The 17,845-nt window shown below is 61.4% G+C and carries 18 protein-coding genes; 4 read left to right on the top strand and 14 right to left on the bottom strand.

The features are described from left to right. Window positions 1-4: 4 nt before the first annotated feature. From AB433_RS03660 to AB433_RS03650, 3 genes are all read left to right on the top strand, one after another. Window positions 5-2,206 carry a GTA baseplate fiber-binding domain-containing protein gene (locus AB433_RS03660; RefSeq protein WP_047819968.1) on the top strand — a complete coding sequence of 734 codons (2,202 nt, stop codon included), beginning with the start codon at window positions 5-7 and terminating at the stop codon, window positions 2,204-2,206. 3 nt (window positions 2,207-2,209) lie between these two features. After that, window positions 2,210-2,659 carry a DUF2793 domain-containing protein gene (locus AB433_RS03655; RefSeq protein ID WP_047819967.1) on the top strand — a complete coding sequence of 150 codons (450 nt, stop codon included), beginning with the start codon at window positions 2,210-2,212 and terminating at the stop codon, window positions 2,657-2,659. A gap of 231 nt (window positions 2,660-2,890) precedes the next feature. Further along, window positions 2,891-3,955, top strand: coding sequence for an OmpA family protein (locus AB433_RS03650; protein WP_047819966.1), 1,065 nt, complete (start codon window positions 2,891-2,893; stop codon window positions 3,953-3,955). A gap of 79 nt (window positions 3,956-4,034) precedes the next feature. Here the strand turns inward: AB433_RS03650 and queC are convergent, their stop codons facing one another. The 5 genes from queC to AB433_RS21510 form a co-directional block, all read right to left on the bottom strand. Then, window positions 4,035-4,721 (bottom strand): 7-cyano-7-deazaguanine synthase QueC, encoded by a 687-nt coding sequence (gene queC / locus AB433_RS03645; protein ID WP_047819965.1) that lies wholly within the window; start codon window positions 4,719-4,721, stop codon window positions 4,035-4,037. A 47-nt stretch (window positions 4,722-4,768) separates the two neighbouring features. Beyond that, window positions 4,769-5,665 carry an Hsp33 family molecular chaperone HslO gene (hslO, locus tag AB433_RS03640; protein WP_047819964.1) on the bottom strand — a complete coding sequence of 299 codons (897 nt, stop codon included), beginning with the start codon at window positions 5,663-5,665 and terminating at the stop codon, window positions 4,769-4,771. An 11-nt stretch (window positions 5,666-5,676) separates the two neighbouring features. Then, window positions 5,677-6,606, bottom strand: a complete 930-nt coding sequence (argF, locus tag AB433_RS03635) for an ornithine carbamoyltransferase (protein ID WP_047819963.1) — start codon at window positions 6,604-6,606, stop codon at window positions 5,677-5,679. After that, on the bottom strand, window positions 6,603-7,781 hold the full coding sequence (locus AB433_RS03630; protein ID WP_047819962.1) for an aspartate aminotransferase family protein: 1,179 nt from the start codon (window positions 7,779-7,781) through the stop codon (window positions 6,603-6,605). The genes argF and AB433_RS03630 overlap by 4 nt, the downstream gene beginning before the upstream one ends. A 124-nt stretch (window positions 7,782-7,905) precedes the next feature. Further along, window positions 7,906-8,682 carry a cold-shock protein gene (locus AB433_RS21510; RefSeq protein ID WP_047819961.1) on the bottom strand — a complete coding sequence of 259 codons (777 nt, stop codon included), beginning with the start codon at window positions 8,680-8,682 and terminating at the stop codon, window positions 7,906-7,908. A 419-nt stretch (window positions 8,683-9,101) separates the two neighbouring features. On the opposite strand from AB433_RS21510, the gene AB433_RS03620 reads away from it, so the two are divergent. After that, window positions 9,102-9,536: a protein tyrosine phosphatase family protein gene (locus AB433_RS03620; RefSeq protein ID WP_047819960.1), complete on the top strand. Its 435-nt coding sequence runs from the start codon at window positions 9,102-9,104 to the stop codon at window positions 9,534-9,536. A 76-nt stretch (window positions 9,537-9,612) separates the two neighbouring features. Here the strand turns inward: AB433_RS03620 and AB433_RS03615 are convergent, their stop codons facing one another. The 9 genes from AB433_RS03615 to AB433_RS03575 all read right to left on the bottom strand — a co-directional run bounded on the left by AB433_RS03615 (window position 9,613) and on the right by AB433_RS03575 (window position 17,837). Further along, a complete protein-coding gene (locus AB433_RS03615) occupies window positions 9,613-10,950 on the bottom strand; it encodes an ammonium transporter (protein ID WP_047819959.1) in 1,338 nt (445 codons plus the stop codon). 26 nt (window positions 10,951-10,976) lie between these two features. Further along, window positions 10,977-11,315: a P-II family nitrogen regulator gene (locus AB433_RS03610; RefSeq protein ID WP_047819958.1), complete on the bottom strand. Its 339-nt coding sequence runs from the start codon at window positions 11,313-11,315 to the stop codon at window positions 10,977-10,979. A 235-nt stretch (window positions 11,316-11,550) separates the two neighbouring features. Further along, on the bottom strand, window positions 11,551-12,882 hold the full coding sequence (locus tag AB433_RS03605) for an ammonium transporter (RefSeq protein WP_047819957.1): 1,332 nt from the start codon (window positions 12,880-12,882) through the stop codon (window positions 11,551-11,553). Between the two features lie 17 nt (window positions 12,883-12,899). Further along, on the bottom strand, window positions 12,900-13,238 hold the full coding sequence (locus tag AB433_RS03600; protein WP_047823241.1) for a P-II family nitrogen regulator: 339 nt from the start codon (window positions 13,236-13,238) through the stop codon (window positions 12,900-12,902). Window positions 13,239-13,428: 190 nt separating this feature from the next. Then, window positions 13,429-14,124 carry an endonuclease/exonuclease/phosphatase family protein gene (locus AB433_RS03595; RefSeq protein WP_047823240.1) on the bottom strand — a complete coding sequence of 232 codons (696 nt, stop codon included), beginning with the start codon at window positions 14,122-14,124 and terminating at the stop codon, window positions 13,429-13,431. A gap of 45 nt (window positions 14,125-14,169) precedes the next feature. Further along, window positions 14,170-14,649: a YtoQ family protein gene (locus AB433_RS03590; protein WP_047819956.1), complete on the bottom strand. Its 480-nt coding sequence runs from the start codon at window positions 14,647-14,649 to the stop codon at window positions 14,170-14,172. Continuing rightward, window positions 14,649-16,172 (bottom strand): peptide chain release factor 3, encoded by a 1,524-nt coding sequence (locus AB433_RS03585; protein WP_047819955.1) that lies wholly within the window; start codon window positions 16,170-16,172, stop codon window positions 14,649-14,651. Before AB433_RS03585 ends, AB433_RS03590 begins: the two co-directional genes overlap by 1 nt. A gap of 5 nt (window positions 16,173-16,177) precedes the next feature. Beyond that, window positions 16,178-16,927, bottom strand: a complete 750-nt coding sequence (locus AB433_RS03580) for an SDR family NAD(P)-dependent oxidoreductase (RefSeq protein ID WP_047819954.1) — start codon at window positions 16,925-16,927, stop codon at window positions 16,178-16,180. Between the two features lie 4 nt (window positions 16,928-16,931). Continuing rightward, window positions 16,932-17,837 carry an aldose 1-epimerase family protein gene (locus tag AB433_RS03575; RefSeq protein ID WP_047819953.1) on the bottom strand — a complete coding sequence of 302 codons (906 nt, stop codon included), beginning with the start codon at window positions 17,835-17,837 and terminating at the stop codon, window positions 16,932-16,934. Window positions 17,838-17,845 lie beyond the last annotated feature (8 nt).

Below are 17,845 nucleotides of genomic sequence, written 5' to 3'. Positions count from 1 at the left end.
AAGAATGGCTACCCTCGTCCTATCTGCTGTCGGTACAGCTTTGGGCGGTCCGCTTGGCGGCGCGCTGGGTTCGTTTGCCGGACGCATGATCGACGGCAAGATCATAGGCACGCCCAGTCAAAAGGGGCCTCGGCTCAAGGAACTGGATGTCACTACCTCCAGCTATGGCACACCGCTGCCTCGGCACTACGGACAGGTCCGTTCCGCTGGCAGCGTGATCTGGGCGACCGACCTGAAGGAACACAAAAAGAAGTCTGGTGGCGGTAAGGGGAAGCCCAAGGTCACGACTTACACCTATTCAATGTCCTTTGCCGTTGCTCTGGCCAGCAGGCCGATTCAAGGGATCGGACGCATCTGGGCCGATGGCAATCTTCTAATGGGCTCAGAAGGCGACCTGAAGGCAGGCGGCAAGTATCGGCTTTACACCGGCACTGAGGATCAGCGACCCGATCGTCTAATCGCTTCAGATATCGGTCCGAGCGCACCCGCGTTTCGCGGAATCGCCTACATCGTCTTCGAGAGTCTTCAGCTAGCCGATTTCGGCAATCGCATCCCCGCGCTGACCTTCGAAATCTTTGCCGATGAAAGCCAACCGCGCCTTGTCGATATCCTAGACATGGTGCCCGATGTCGCCACCGGAATGGAATTGGACGGCCTGTTGGGCTTTACGCATGATGCGGGGAGTCAGATCGACGTTCTTGCCATCATCGATGAAGCCTACCCAATGGCTTGCGACGGCAGCACGGGGAATCTCTCGATAACTGCAGGCCAGCCAGCCTCCGGTATGCCCGTCACCGATCTGCCGCCTGCCGTAACCGGGACCGACGGCGAATTTGCCCGAATGATAGGCACCAGCCGTTCTCGCAGCGCGGGCGAGAAGAGCGCAACAGTCAGCTTGCGGTACTACGACCTAGACCGGGATTATCAGCCCGGTCTGCAAAGGAGCCGAGCCCGCCCCGGACCCGGATCGGTCGACGGGGTCGAGTTTCCGGCAAGCCTGCGCGCGTCGGATGCACGACTGTTGGCTGAAAAGATCGCCACGAGGCGCGAGAGCAACAGAGATACGCTGTCATATCGCGTAGCGTCACTTTCGCGGCGCTATCGCCCGGGCGCACTCGTCCGACCAGCGGGCGAGCGCGGCGTGTTTCAGGTTCGAAGCTGGGAGTGGCGCGCCAAGGGCGTGGAACTTGAGCTACAGGCGATCAGCCCATCTCTTTCGATTGGCTTGGCATCGCCCGGCGATCCTGGCACCGCCAACCCACCTGTCGACCGACAAAACGGCCCGACCATCATCAAAGCATTCGAACTGCCTTGGGATGGAATAGGCAGCGGAAACGAACGCCTCATCTATGCGGCGGCCTCATCTGCTGCGGATGGATGGGATGGCGCAAGCCTATATGTCGACCGTGGGGATGGCATGCTGATCGATGCCGGGGTCGCCGACCGGGACCGGGCGACCATCGGCACCGCCGCGTCGACTCTCCCCCCCGCCAGTCCGCATGTCGTCGACCGCTCGAGCACAGTCATCGTTCAACTTGCGAACGCTTCCGATGCGCTGCTTCCAACAGACGTCAACGGACTTCTCCAGGGCGCGAACCAGGCCCGCCTCGGATCGGAGATCATCCAGTTCACAGAAGCCAAGGCGCTGGGCGGCGGTCGGTGGCAATTATCCGGCTTGCTGAGGGGGCGTGGTGGGACCGAATTCGCAATCGGCCTTCACGGAATTGGCGAAAGCTTCACGCTGCTCGACGAACAGCTGACGCCAATCGATATCGCTGCCATCGGAAATGCGACCAAGCCGTCGATAGTCGCACTTGGCAATGCCGATATCGATCCGGCAGTCGCGATTCTGGAGGATGTAGGAGCCAGCCTACGCCCCCTTACTCCGGTTTGCGCGAAGGTCGCGCACGATCAGAATGGCGCGCTCGATATCCAGTGGATCAGGCGCGCCCGTGGTGCATGGCTTTGGGCCGAAGGCGTCGACGCGCCGCTGGTAGAACCAGCCGAAACTTACGAAGTGCGCTTTATCGACGCATCTGGCGATCAGACTATCTGGAACGTGAACAGCGCGAAACTCACGATATCGCCCGCACAATGGGCAAGCCTCACCATGCGACCCGGTCCGGCACGATTTGAAATCCGGCAAATAGGGTCCGGCGCTGTCTCTCTTCCACTCAGCCTGCCAATCCAAGACATTCTGGAGTAGCCAATGACCGAACCCGTCACCTTTAGCGACAGCACGCCGCGCTTTGCCATTCCCATGCTTTACGTGGCGCAAGCACAAAAGGAGATCAGCCTGAATGAAGCGCATTCACGCATTGACGCCCTGTTGCATCCCGTTGTCGAGGGCATGTTGAGTGCTGAACCTTCCGCACCGGAAAATGGCCAGAGCTGGATTGTCGGGCCCGATGGCTCTGACGCATTTTCCGGCCGATCCGATTGCCTCGCAAGCTTTCAGGAAGGGCAATGGCAATTTTTCGAACCGCGAGCGGGCATGACCGTATTTGACCTGTCCACGGGCCTTTCGACGATGTTCTTCAACGGCTGGATGCAGCCGGTCACCGTTAGTGAGCCGGCAGGTGGACCGGTCGTCGATCAGCAAGCCCGCGACGCCATAGCCGGCATACTCGCGGCTCTGAAAATTGCCGGTCTGCAATAGCTGCGAACTTTTTCCATCTAATTGTAACCAGACGGGAACCTAGCCACCCCACATGAGTTAAGGCAGGAACGTGAGGGAAATATATTTGCGAATTCTACGAAAGCTCGGACATCATTGATGCAATTTGGCAACAATGTCTGCGCCCTTCCGCGCTTGCGCGGGTGTAGGACAAGGGATAGAACTCACCTCCGTGGCCTCGATCAATAGAATGGAAAGTAAGGGGAAACGCTAATGCGTAAACTGGTGATTGGAATGGCGATGGCCTCTACGGTCCTCGCTACACCTGCACTGGCACGCGACGACACGTGGTACATCGAACTCGACGGCGGCGTCATGCTGGCCGAAGACGCTGATGTAGATATCGCTGACGTCGAAGATGCCGCTCAGATCGATTGGGATTACGGGTACGATTTCGGTGGCCTCGTCGGCTACGATTTCGGCGCGTTCCGTCTGGAAGCTGAAGCTGCCTACAAGGGCACTGATGACGACGGTCTGACCCTGTTCGACGAATCGTTCGAAGATGAAGACGTCAAGGCGAAGTTCAACACGCTTAGCTTCATGCTCAACGGTCTTCTCGACTTCGGTCCTGACGATGGTCTTCAGGGCTTTGTCGGTGGCGGTGTCGGCGTTGCCCGCACCAAGACCGAAGTTGATGATATCCTCGACGATTCCGACACCGGCTTCGCTTGGCAGGTTCTTGCGGGTATCCGCGCGCCGCTGACCGACAACTGGGACGTCGGTCTGAAGTATCGCTACTTCCGTCATGATGATGTGGATCTGGTTTCGGCCGATGGCTTCGATGTGTCGCACGACGTGCGGACGCACTCGCTGATGGGTACGATTGCGTACAACTTCGGTGCTGCTCCGCCGCCGCCCCCGCCGCCGCCGCCGCCGCCGCCTCCGCCCCCGCCGCCGCCTCCGCCGCCCCCGCCGCCGGAAGCAGTCTGCAACACGGGTCCGTACATCGTGTTCTTCGACTGGGATTCGGCAGAAATCACGCCGGAAGCAGCGAGCATTCTCGACAGCGCCATCGCGGCATATGCCGATTGCGACAGCGTTCCGATCATGCTGGCCGGTTACACGGACCGTTCGGGTTCGGTGCAGTACAACATGGGCCTGTCGGAGCGTCGCAACGACTCGGTCACTGCGTACCTCACGGCCCGCAGCATCCCCGCCTCGGCGATCACGAGCGAAGCTTTCGGCGAAAGCAACCCGCGCGTGCCCACCGCAGACGGTGTCCGCGAACTCCAGAACCGCCGGGTGGAAATCACCTACGGTCCGGGTTCGGGCATGTAAGCTTCGGCTTCAGGCAATACGAAAAGGGGGGTCGGAGAAATCCGGCCCCTTTTTTGTTTTAGGCGATCAGGTGCCCAACTCAGGTTTGTCTATAGCTCACTGGATCGGTGTGCTGAGCAGCCGCGAACCCTGCCAAACGCAGGCGACAGCTATCGCATAGGCCGCATGCGGATCCGTCCAACTCCGGATCGTAGCACGACCAGCTCATCCCCGGGTCGAGGTCCAATCGGTAGGCTTCCTTGACGATCTCCGCCTTGCCCAGATGCTGGAGCGGAGCGTGGATCGTGAATTGATGCCCTTCCGCTCCTGCTTTCGTCGCCAATCGAGCCAATTCCTGAAAGGCCTCGATGAATTCGGGCCTACAGTCAGGATATCCAGAATAATCGAGCGCATTGACGCCAATGAAGATGTCCCGCGCACCGATCGCTTCGGCCCAGCTGAGCGTCAGTGAGAGAAAAACCAGGTTCCGCGCTGGTACGTAGGTAACCGGAATGTCATTCCCTACCCCCCCCTTCGGCACATCGATGGAATCTGTTAGCGCCGACCCGCCGAATGCGCGCAGATCAAGCGGCAAGAGCAGATGCCTATCGACCTCGAGTGCAACAGCAATAGTCTTGGCACTTTGAATTTCCCGCGCGTGACGCTGATTATAGTCGATGGTCAGCGCGTTCAGCGCATATCCCTTCTCGCGCGCGATCCCGGCAGTAACCATCGAATCGAGCCCACCGGAGAGCAGGACAACGGCCTTCTTCTGCGATTTTTCCATATCGGTGCGTTAAGACTAGCGCGAGACGCTGGCAAGCGCGGCCAAAGCTACATGTCGAGTTCGAACACCTTCGAACAGAACGCGCAATCCACGTGGACCAAGCCATCTGGCTGGCGCATCTCCAATCGATCGTTTTCGGAAAAGCGCGACAGCACTTCGCGATAGTGCTCCACCGAGCAACGACACCCACGGAAAACTGGTTCGCCTTGCGCAACGCGGAGCTCGTCTTCTTCGTGGAATAGCCGCCAGAGCATCGCCTCAAGCGTCAGGGATGGATCGATCAGTTCGCCGTGCCGCACGCTTCCGCCCATGACCGCGACATGTTCCCAATCCGGGTCGTCATAGCGGACATGGAGGCGTTCGCGCCCTTCCTCTCCATCCGGCAGATGCTGAATCAACATCCCACCCGCGATCGTGTGCGGCCCATCCGACGATATTGCGACGCGCAAGATCGATGGCACTTGCTCGGACTGGCGGAAATAATGTTCGCACGCTTCGCTTAGCGTGGCGCCGTCGAACGGCACGATTCCCTGATATCGCTGACCGGTGACGGACAAGTCGAAAGTCACTGCAAGAAAAGCATCTTCACCAAACAGCGCCCCTAGTTGCGGGTTGGCGCCCAAACCCTCGACGCGCTCCGTGTTGTGGCGCACGTAGCCCCTCAACTCCCCGCCGCGATAATCGCAGACCAAGAGCTCAATCGGCCCCGCATTGGACTGCGCCTGCATCGTGAGCTGACCCTCGTCCTTTACGAGAGAACCCATGAGCGTGCACAGCACCAACGCTTCCGACAGCAGATTGCGAACTGCGGCTGGATATTCGTGAGCCGAAAGAATCGTATCGAGCGTCGGCCCCAATCGGACGCATCGCCCACGAGCATCTCGATCGGGAATCGTAAACGACAGAACCCGGTCGAAGCCCGTCTCGCCGATCGCCTCGGGCATTTGCGCGTCGCTCACAACTGGCCGAATGCCCAGCGAAGGACGGACTTTTGCGCGTGGATGCGGTTCTCGGCTTCGTCCCAAACGACGGACTGCGCGCTCTCGAACACTCCTTCGCTCACCTCGTCCCCGACATGGGCCGGAAGGCAGTGCAGGAAAAGCGCGTCCGGGTTGGCGAACGTCATCAGGGCTTCATTGACTTGATAGGGACGCATTGCGGCGAGCTTACCGGCCGCCTCGGGCTGTCCCATCGAAACCCAGGTGTCCGTCACCAGCACGTCGGCCCCCTCAGCCGCCTCTTCCGCGCTGCGGGTCAGCGTGACTTTCACACCCCCCGCTTCCGCAAAACGTACGAATTCCGGCTCCGGCTCGTACCCATCGGGTACGGCATAGCGCACGTTGAACTTCAGCAATGCCGCCGCCTCAAGGAACGAATGCAGCACGTTATTGCCATCGCCGAACCACGCGACCTCCAGCCCCGGCAGCGCCTTGCCGTGTTCGACCAAAGTCAAAAGATCGGCAACGATCTGGCAAGGGTGCGAACGGTCTGTCAGGCCATTGATCACCGGGACCGTCGCGTGATGTGCCAGTTCCTCGATCTTCGAATGATCGTCGGTCCGGATCATGATCGCATCGACCATCCTCGAAAGAACGCGCGCGGTATCGGCAACGCTTTCCCCACGACCAAGCTGCATGGTGCCGGCTTGCATCACCATCGCGTTACCGCCGAGTTGACGCATCGCCATGTCGAACGAAACACGGGTCCTGGTCGAATTCTTTTCGAAGATCATCGCCAGCGTCCGCCCCGCCAGTGGAGCGTCGGCATCGACCAAGCCTTTCGGTTGACCCTTGCGAGCCTCCTTGCGGTCGATCGCATCGCCGATCATAGCCGCCAGCGCATCGCCTCCCGCGTCGGACAGGTCCAGGAAATGCCGCACAGTCATGGCGCGTAGTCTGCGGCACCAGCCGACAGCTTCGTCATGAATTCCTCGACATGCTCCGGCTCAATCACCAGCGGCGGCAGAATGCGCAGGACATTGTCGCCCGCTGCTACAGCCAACAGTCCGTGATGATCGCGCAAGTGCGCGACGAAAGGCCGACTTTCGACCTTCATCTTCACGCCCAACATCAGGCCCATGCCCCGGACTTCTTCGAAAAGGTCGGGGTAATTGCCGATGAACTGTTCCAGCCGGCCGCGGATCATGTCCCCCATCTCACGCACATGCGCCAGAAACGCATCATTCGCGACCGCATCCAGCACAGCATTACCTGCGGCCATGGCCAGCGGGTTGCCGCCATAGGTGCTGCCATGCGTACCGGCGACCATACCGCGCGCTGCCCTCTCGGTAGCGAGACAGGCGCCCATCGGGAATCCGCCGCCGATGCCCTTGGCGGTCGCAAGAATGTCCGGTTCGATCCCGAACTGTTCATAGGCATAGAGCGTGCCGGTGCGGGCAACGCCGCATTGCACTTCGTCTAGGATGAGCATCAGGTCATGCTCATCGGCAAGATCGCGCAGACCCTGCATGAACTCCTGAGTAGCAACGCGAATGCCGCCCTCGCCCTGGACCGGTTCGACCATAAAGCCTGCGGTGTGCGGCCCGATTGCCGCCTTCGCGCCTTCAAGGTCGTTGAACTCGACGTACTTGAACCCCTCCAGCATGGGCATGAAGCCCTTGTGCATCTTCTCTTGGCTCGACGCGCTGATCGTCGCCATCGTGCGGCCGTGGAATGCGTTGTTGAAGGTAATGATCTCGTACCGGGTCGTGTCGCCTTGATGCTGGTGATAGGCGCGCGCGGTTTTCATTGCCGCCTCGACAGCCTCTGCGCCAGAGTTCGTGAAGAACACCGTATCCGCAAAAGTCTTGTCGACCAGGCGCTGCGCCAAAACCTCGCCCTGCGGGCTGCCGTAAAGGTTCGAGACGTGCATCAATGTCTCGGCCTGCTTCTGGATCGCGTCGATCAGACCCGCGTGCGAGTGGCCCAACAGGTTCACCGCGATGCCGCTGGCGAAGTCCAGGAATCGACGACCGTCCTCCGACACCAAGTGGCAATTTTCGCCACGCACCGGCCGCACGTCGCAGCGCGGGTAAACGGGCATCAGGGGGGTTATCGACATCGTCAGGTCCTTTAACGGAAATTCAAAACGAGAAATGGCGGCCCCACGGGGAGCCGCCATTTGTGCCCATGTATGGCAAGTGCGAGGCCGGGTCAATCGACCGGCCGCGCCCCTGCTCCGCTGGTCAGCCCTGTACGGGCACGAGGTTGACCGCGGAATATTTGCCGCGTCGGTCCACCTCTAGATCGAATTCAAGCCGGTCGCCTTCGTTCAGGCCAGACAGGCCGGAACGTTCGACCGCGCTGAGGTGCACGAACGCATCCTGTTCGCCATCGTCGCGGGTGATGAAGCCAAAGCCCTTCATCGAATTGAAGAACTTCACCGTGCCGACAGCCTTCTCACCAGTCAGCTCGCGCTGCGGCGTTTCGCGCTTTTTCTCGGCAGGGACGATGTCACCCACGACCTGAAGGTCGCTGGCCGAAATCTTGCCGCCGCGATCGACGAGGTTGAATTCCAGTTCCTGACCTTCGCCAAGGCTTTCTAGCCCGGCGCGTTCCACGGCGCTGATGTGAACGAAAACGTCTTCGCCGCCGTCATCACGCTGAATGAAGCCGAAACCCTTGTTGGCGTTGAAGAACTTTACGACTCCCTTGCCGGTTCCGACGACCTGCGGGGGCATACGGCCACCTCCGCCGCCACCGCCGCGGAAACCGCCGCCGCCACCGCCACTGCGGAAACCACCGCCGCCGCCACGGTCATCGCCGCCAAAGCCGCCGCCGCGGTTATAACCACCGCCGCCGCCACCGCCGCGATTGTAGCCACCGCCACCACCGCCGCCGCGATCGTCGAATCCACCCTGTTCGTAGCCGAATCCGCCCTGCGAGAAGGGATCGTAGCCTTCTTCGCCAAAACCATCGCGCTTGTCGCGGCCCCGACCGCGCCGACCTCTGTCATAACCCATAAAACGAAGCGTACCTTAACTCTCGCCCTTCACTAGATCGTCGCGGCCTGCGGGCGGACAGTTACCTGACGAATCCGGGCGCAGAAGTCTGCCGCCACGCCCGATTACAGAGGGCGTTATAGAAGATTTGAGTCGGCTTGGCGAATTATTTACGCGAGACGCAGGATTTTGCAGTCGGGCGTGGCACTCTTGCCATGCCCGGACCATGAAATGTTAATGGCAATCCCGCCATTTCGGACGCCCTGTAGATGTTACAAGGTACCATGACCAGCGGCCATTGTGGCTTTTCCGCACGATTTTCAAATGACCGGATCAGCCATAAGGGCTGCGGTGCGTAGCCCTTTACCGGCGACGCCGAACGTCTAAATGGGTGCCAGCGCATATGCCGCGACAGTCGCGGCGCAGGTGGAGCACGAGCCATGAGCGACTTTCGGCAAATCGACGACAATCTCTATGCCAGCCCTCAGATCACCGTTGCCGACGTCGCAACCGCGAAGGACCTTGGCGTAACGCTGATCGTCAACAACCGTCCCGAAGACGAAAGCCCGGACCAGACGCCGGGCTCGGAAATCGAGACCGCGGCCAAGGCGGCCGGGATCGATTACGTCGCAATTCCCATCACGCACGCCGGGTTCGGCCCTGGTCAGGTCGACGCCATGCGCGCTGCCATCGACAACTCGGAAGGCCCGATCCTCGCCTATTGCCGGTCGGGCACGCGGTCCACTTTGCTCTGGGCGCTGGCTGAGGCCAAGGCGGGCAAGAACCCATCGGTCATCGCATCCAAAGCGGCTGGCGGCGGATACGACATCTCGCCGATCCGCCAGATGGTCGAGATGTTGAGCGCGGGCGGCTGACCCTGTTGCCATTTCGAACCAAAGAAAAAGGCCGGGATCATTCCCGGCCTTTCTCGTTTCACGCTGTCCGATAGGATCAGTCGTTGTAGGCGCGTTCGCCGTGTTCGCCGATGTCCAGACCGGCAAGCTCGGTCTCTTCGGAGACGCGCAGGCCGACGGTGAACTTGACGATCAGGCCGACGATCAGGGTGCCGATGGCAGCCCATGCGATCGCGACCAGAACCGCGACGACTTGGATGCCAACCTGATCCATCATCGATGCCGCGTCGCCATTGCCCGGTCCGTTGAACATGGTGTTCACGAAACCGGTGCCGACTGCGCCGATGATGCCGCCGATGCCGTGGATGCCGAAAGCGTCCAGCGAATCGTCGTAGCCCATCGCAGGCTTGATCTTCGCCACCATGAAATAGCAAACCAGCGAGGCGACGATGCCCAGCACGACCGCACCGAACGGGCCGGAGTTACCCGCCGCAGGCGTAACCGCGACAAGACCGGCAATGATGCCCGAGCAGAAGCCCAGCGCCGACCCCTTGTGACCGGCGATCTTTTCCATGACCATCCAGGCCAGGCCACCCGCCGCCGTGGCGACGAAGGTGTTGATCATCGCAAGGCCCGCAAAACCGTCGGCTTCCAGTTCCGAACCGGCGTTGAAGCCGAACCAGCCCACCCACAGCAGGCCAGTGCCGACCATCGTCAGCGTCAGCGAGTGCGGCGGCATCGGCTCGGTCGGGTAACCCTTGCGCTTGCCCAGCAGGTAGGCGAGCACCAGGCCCGAGACGCCGGCGTTGATGTGAACGACGGTACCGCCCGCAAAGTCCAGAGCACCCATCTCGAACAGGAGGCCGCCACCGGCCCACACCATATGCGCAATCGGGAAGTAGACCACCGTCAGCCACAGCACGGTAAACAGCATCGTGGCCGAGAACTTCATACGCTCCGCCGTCGCACCCAGAACCAGCGCGGCGGTGATCGCCGCGAAAGTCATCTGGAAGCTGACGAAGACATATTCGCTGATCACTTCATCAGAGAAGGTCGCAGCGGTCGTATCCGGTGTAACGCTCGACAGGAAGTAGCTGCCGGTCGAGACGAAAGCCTCTAGCCCGCCGACCGCTTCCGGTCCGAACGCCATCGAATAGCCCCACATGATCCACACCAGCATCGCCAGCGCGGCGGTCGCGCCGATCTGGGTCATGGTGGAGAGCATGTTCTTCGACCGGGTCAGACCGCCATAGAACAGCGCGAGGCCCGGCAGGATCATCATCATGACCAGCACGGTGGCCGTCATCATCCATGCGTTGTTGCCGGGATTGGCGACAGGCGCAGCCGCCTCGGCAGCCTCCTGCGCAAAGGCGACGGCGGGAAGCAGCAGCGAAGCTGCCACGGTTCCGGCGCCGCAAAGAACCTTGCGGATCATTGAATTTCCCCTTTTCAAAGACCGCCTTAAAGGGCGGTATCGCCCGTTTCGCCGGTACGGATGCGGACCGCCGATGCCAGATCGAGGACGAAGACCTTACCGTCGCCGATCGCATCGCTGTTTGCGGAGTTCTGGATCGTTTCCACGATCTGCGGCGCAAGCGCGTCGCTGGCCGCGATCTCGATCTTTACCTTGGGAACCATGTTTACCGAGTATTCTGCACCACGGTAGATTTCGGTCTGTCCCTTCTGCCGCCCAAAGCCCTTGACCTCGGACGCCGTCATTCCCGCCACGCCAAGCGAACCCAGTGCCTCTCGCACTTCGTCCAGCTTGTGCGGCTTTATGATCGCGATGATATATTTCATCGAAAAAGCCCCTCCTGATGACAATTTCCGGGAACATTCCGGACGGCGCAGTGATGCATGATTTGCTGCACTGCGCAAGAGAATGGTCGGCAATATGTCGCAAAAGCGAAAAAAAGGGACCGGAAAGCGGCTGGCTTTCCGGTCCCCTAAAGTCACGTTCGCAGGAGGAACGCTGGTTTGGCGGGGTGGGGAGAGGAGAGGAGGAACCACCCCGCCAAATTGGGTGTGGAAGTCGTCAGGTGTTGACGAATTCCGGATAGGCTTCGACGCCGACCTCGACCTTGTCGAGACCCGTCAGTTCGTCCTCGGCCGACGGGCGCAGGCCCATGACCATCTTCAGGATGAACCAGACGATGCCAGCGGCGATCGAAACGAAGACGCCCGTGGCGATCACGCCGGTCAGCTGTGCGATGAACGGAACGTCGCCGTTGGTCAGGCAGACCGCGAGGGTGCCCCAGATACCCGCGAACAGGTGGACCGGGATCGCGCCGACAACGTCGTCGATCTTCAGCTTGTCGAGCATCGGGACCGCAAAGACCACGATCACGCCGCCGATGCCGCCGATCAGCATCGCCATCGGGACCGACGGGGTCAGCGGCTCAGCCGTGATCGAGACGAGGCCGGCCAGTGCGCCATTCAGCGCCATGGTCACGTCGACCTTCTTGTAGATGATCTGCGTCAGGATGATCGCGACGACCACGCCGGCGCAAGCCGCCATGTTCGTGTTCACGAAAATCTTCGACACGTCCGAAACGTCGCCCACGGTGCCCATCGCCAGCTGCGAAGCGCCGTTGAAACCGAACCAGCCGAGCCACAGGATGAAAGTACCCAGCGTGGCGAGCGGAATGTTCGTGCCCGGGAAGACGTTGACGCGGCCATCGGGACCATAGCGGCCCGCACGAGCGCCGAGGATGATCGCACCGACAAGCGCGGCCCAGCCACCGGTCGAGTGGACCAGCGTCGAACCCGCGAAGTCGGAGAAGCCCATCTGGTCAAGGAAGCCAGCGCCCCATTCCCAGCTGACCACAACCGGGTAAATCACGCCGGTAAGGACAACGGTGAAGATGAGGAACGGCCAAAGCTTGATGCGCTCTGCCAAGGTGCCCGAAACGATTGAGGCGGTGGTGGCGCAGAAGACCATCTGGAAGAACCAGTCCGACGCGACCGAATAGCCGGTGTCGGTGTCCGCTTCGCCAACGCCCTGCATCGGGTAAGTGATACCCGACAGACCGAAATAGCCGTTGAAGTCGCCCGGATAGGCGATGTTGTAGCCGATGACCCAGAACATGATGCCCGCGATCGAGTAGAGCGCGATATTCTTCAGGCACTGCATCGACACGTTCTTGGAACGGACGAGGCCTGCTTCCAACATGGCGAAGCCCGCCGCCATCCACATGACGAGGAAGCCGCCGATGAGGAACAGCAGGGTGTTGAGAATGTAGGCCGTGCCGCCGCCGACCATTTCGGCAGCTGCGGGTGCCTCGTCCTGAGCGAAAGCCGCGACGGGCGCGACCAGGGCGGCCGTGGCAATGGCCCGGGCGCCCCATTTAATGGTGTTACGATCCATTTTCAGATCCCCCTTAATCAAAGCGCCGTGTCGCCGGCTTCGCCGGTGCGGATGCGCACCGCGCTGGCCAAGTCCATCACGAAGATCTTGCCGTCACCGATGGCTTCGGTGCTGGCCGTCTGCTGGATGGATTCGATGATCTGCGGCGCAAGCGCGTCGCTTGCGGCGATCTCGATCTTCACCTTCGGCAGCATGTTGGTGGAATATTCCGCACCGCGGTAAATTTCGGTCTGGCCCTTCTGGCGTCCGAAACCCTTAACCTCGGTAACCGTCATGCCGGCCACGCCCAGCGTGCCCAGGGCATCGCGAACTTCGTCCAGCTTGAACGGCTTTATAATGGCGATGATGAACTTCATCTCAGCCCCCTTTTGCCTACCGGCCCGTCTGCCGGTCGTCAGCATACAAGCAAAGGGCGTGCCAATTTGATGAGACGAGCCAGAATCGCGGAAAAGCGCCGAGTCGCATTCGTAACGAAGCGTTAGGACTTACGCTTCGATTCTGTGCAGGTGCAGCATCGTGCCTAATTTTTAGGCACCGAGAATGCCTCTATCGAAGCACCAGCGATGCCCAGACGGGCAGATGATCCGACGCGCGCGATGCCAGAAAGCTGTGATGCACGCCGCTATCCGCATGGTGCCAATCGCGGCTGGCGAAGATGCGGTCGAGCCGTGCGAGCGGACGCCGCGTGGGAAAACTGGGGCCGCATTCGGCGCAGTTCCAATCGTCGCGGAACACGCGGAGCATACCCCCGGTGCGTGACCATTCGTTGGTATCGCCCATGACGACCGTCGGGCAAGTGCCATCGCAGGCGTCCAGATGCTTTAACAGCGCCACGGCCTGTTCCCGCCGCCGAAAGCCTGACAGGTCGAGGTGCATACCCACCGCCCGCACCCGCTTCCCTTCATGCTCGATATCGAGGCGCACCGCACCGCGCGGCTCCAGCGTGGGCAGGCTCAGCGGCTCGGCCTCGATGATGTCGAGGTGCTTTTTCACGAGGAACGTGTTCCCGTGCCAGCCAAGGCTGCCTGGCCGGATGCCTAGCGTGATGGGGCGATATGCCGAATCCTCGATCCGCGCGCGGGGCAAGACGCTTTCGCGCTGGCCGAAGCGGCGGTCGCATTCCTGCAACGCCACCACGTCCGCATCGATTTCGTGCAAGACAGACAGGATACGGTCGGGATCGCGGCGTCGGTCGAGGCCGACTGCCTTGTGAATGTTGTAGCTGGCGAACTTCAGTTCCACGAACAACCTAACCCCGAAACGCGATCCGGTTCCGCGCGTATGGTGTCAGCGGTCGGTATATCCGGCAAGCCGACCCGTGATTGCGTAATCCAGTATGTCCACGATCTGGGCCGGGGTTTCGGCAACCGCCATCGCAGCGGCATCCACTTCCTTCAACGGGTGAACGATGCTGTCGTCATGGTTGACGATGATCGGCTTACCCAGCGCGGCGGCATAGCCCGCGTCGAAGGCGGCGTTCCATTGCTTGTACTTGTCGCCAAAGCGGACGACGACGATGTCGGCATCCTTGATCAGCGTCTGAGTGCGGATCGCGTTAACCTGCGCCCCCTTGCGATCGTGCCAGAACTTGTTCTCCTCCGCACCAAGGATCGCGACACCGCAATCGTCGGATGCGGGGTGGTCGGTCACGGGGGCAGAGAACCGGATCGGCAAGCCTCGATGCTTCGCCGCGTCCATGATCTCTACGCGCCAGTTCGTGTGGATCTCGCCAGACAGATAGACGGTCCAGATGCGTTCGCTGGTCATTATCGCTCCTTGGTCGCGCCGAAGGTCAGGTCAGGGTTCTTTTCCTGCTGATAGCCGACATCCCACGGCGACTTGGCGAGGAACACCGAGTCCCCGTCGCGGTCTTTCGCCATGTTGGCGCGGTTGAACCCGGCGAATTCCTCGATCTTCTTGTCGTCACCTTTTACCCACCGCGCGGTGGCAAAGGGCGCGGGTTCAAGGTTCGCCTCGACCTTGTATTCCGCCGCAAGCCGGCTGATCAGCACATCGAGCTGAAGCTGACCGACCACGCCGATTACCCACTGGCTGCCGATTTCGGGGTAGAACACCTGGATCACGCCTTCTTCCGACAGGTCGTCCAGCGCCTTGCGCAGTTGCTTGGTCTTGGTCGGATCGACCAACGCCACACGGCGCAGGATTTCGGGCGCGAAGTTGGGCAGGCCGGTAAACCGGATGTCGTTCCGCTCTGACAGGCTGTCCCCCACGCGCAGGGTGCCATGGTTCGGAATGCCGATGATATCGCCGGGTTCGGCGGTATCGGCAATCTCTCGATCCTGTGCGAAGAACATGATCGGCGAATGCACAGCAATCGGCTTCCCAAGGCCCGATGGCGTCAGCTTCATGCCGCGCTTGAACGTGCCCGACACCAGCCGCATGAAGGCGATGCGGTCGCGGTGCTGCGGATCCATATTGGCCTGCACCTTGAAGATGAAGCCCGATACTTCGTCCTTGCCCGGCTCGACCGGACCGCTCTCGCTCGGCTGCGGGCGCGGCGGCGGGGCGTGCTGGGCAATCGCCTCGATCAGTTGCACCACGCCAAAGTTCTTGAGCGCCGACCCGAAATAGACCGGCGTCAGGTCGCCGCCGCGATAGGCTTCGACGTCGAATTCCGGATAGCCCGCCTGCGCCAGTTCGGCCTGCTCTGAAAACTCATCGGGGATCGTCGCATTTTCATCGACTTTACCGAGAAACTCCTTCGACCTACCTTCGGGCCGGGCGACGGCACCGGTGGCGAGGTCGAGAATACCCTCGAACCGTCCGCCCATGCCGACCGGCCAAGTCATCGGGCAGACGTCCAGCGCCAGCATGTCGGCCACTTCGTCCAGCAGTTCGAACGGTTCGCGCCCTTCGCGGTCTACCTTGTTGACGAAAGTGATAATCGGCACGCTGCGCAACCGACAGACCTCGAACAGCTTGCGGGTCTGCGGTTCGATACCCTTGGCGGCGTCGATCACCATGATCGCGGAATCGACCGCTGTCAGCGTGCGATAGGTATCTTCGGAAAAATCCTCGTGCCCCGGCGTGTCGAGCAGGTTGAACGTCATGCCATCGCGCTCGAACGTCATCACGCTGGAGGTGACGGAGATGCCGCGCTGCTGCTCAATCTTCATCCAGTCCGACCGGGCACGCCGCGCCTGCCCGCGCGCCTTCACCTCCCCAGCCAGGTGAATCGCGCCGCCGGTCAACAGCAGCTTTTCGGTCAGCGTGGTCTTACCCGCGTCGGGGTGCGAGATGATCGCGAATGTACGGCGTTCGGATGACATGCGGGTCAGTCTTGTTGGCGGGCAACCTGAAATCCGGCAAAGCTCTGGCTTACCGGCATCAGTTCCAGCGTGTTGATGTTGAGGTGCGGCGGCAAAGTCGCAACCCACAGGATGGTTTCGGCGATATCCTCTCCGGTCATCGGGTTCGATCCGGCGTAGAGATTGTCGCTCGCCTGCTGGTTGCCGCCGGTGCGGATGACGGTGAACTCTGTCTCGACCATGCCCGGTTCTATCGAGGTGACGCGCACGCCGGTGCCTTGCAGGTCGGATCGGAGGCCAAGACTGAACTGGCGCACGAACGCCTTGGTCCCGCCGTAGACGTTGCCGCCGGTATAGGGATAAGTCGCCGCGACCGAAGACAGGTTGATGATCGCGCCCTTTGCCTCGATCAGCGCGGGCAAGAGCTTGCGCGTCAGCGAAACCAGCGCGACGACGTTGGTGTCGATCATCGTCTTCCACTGATCGATATCGGCTTCCTGCGCGGGCGACGTACCCAGCGCCAGTCCCGCATTGTTCACCAGGCAATCGATCTGCGCGAAAGGCCCCTCCAACGCATTTAGCGCCGCATCGCGGGCATCCTCGTCGCAAACGTCGAACGCTGCGGGGCAGAACCGTTCACCCAGTTCCTTACGCAGCGCATCCAGCCGGTCCACGCGGCGGCCGGTGCCGACGACGTGCCAGCCAGCCGCCACGAATTCGCGCGCACAGGCCGCGCCAATGCCCGAAGTCGCTCCGGTTACGAGTGCTGTCGGCATGATCTCAGTCTCCTGTCTGCGCGGGGCGAATGGCGATGGTCACGCGGAACGCACGTTCGGCACCGGGTTCGAGTTCCATCACGCCCGGTTTGTCGCGAAAGTCGCCGTCGAACCCGACCGGATCGGCATGTCCCGCCCACGGTTCGAGGCAGATAAAGTCCGCCCCCGGTTTTTGCCAGATGCCCAGCATCGGGCAATCGGGAAAGGCGATGTCGATAGCGGCGGGGCTGCCCTCACCCTCCGGCATTTCCCCTTCGTAGCGCAAGCCGCGGCTGTTCAATTGATCCCAGATCAACGCATCGGCCCGGAACAGGCCCGAATGCAGCGCAATGCGGCGATCGACGACGGGCGTGTCTTCGAAAAAGCACAGCAGACCGTCGCCGTTAAGCCTGCGGATCGGTCCGGCCTCGCGCTCCATAAAGCGCACCGCGTGCGCCTGCTTTTCACCCCCGCCAGGCAGCGGCCATGCGAAACCGGGGTGAAAACCGATGCTGAACGGCATCGCGCCATCGCCGGTGTTGCGGACCGTGGCGGTCATCGTCAGCATCGCATCCCGGGCCGCGTAGTGGAGGTCGAGTTCGAAGGCGAAGGGATAGACCGCCCGCGTCTCGGCATCGTCGGACAGGCGAAACAGCGCGGTTTCGGCATCGTGCGCGACGCAATCGAACGCGCGCTTGCGGGCAAACCCGTGCCGCGCGAGATCGTATTCCGCGCCGTCCAGCCGCATCTTGCCCTCGGCCAGTTCGCCCACGATCGGGAACAGGATCGGCGAACGGCCCGACCAAACCGCTGGATCGCCATCGGTCATCCACTCGGCACCCTTGGCATCGGCGATCGAGACCAGCTCGGCCCCAAGCGACGCGATGCGCGCGGTCAGTGCACCCGATCCGATGGTAATGCTGTCGCTCATCCCCGCCC

This window comes from Croceicoccus naphthovorans (genome assembly GCF_001028705.1).
GTDB lineage: Bacteria > Pseudomonadota > Alphaproteobacteria > Sphingomonadales > Sphingomonadaceae > Croceicoccus > Croceicoccus naphthovorans.
The sequence above is the reverse complement of the archived record's forward strand: the minus strand, read 5'-3'. Positions and strand labels throughout refer to the sequence as shown.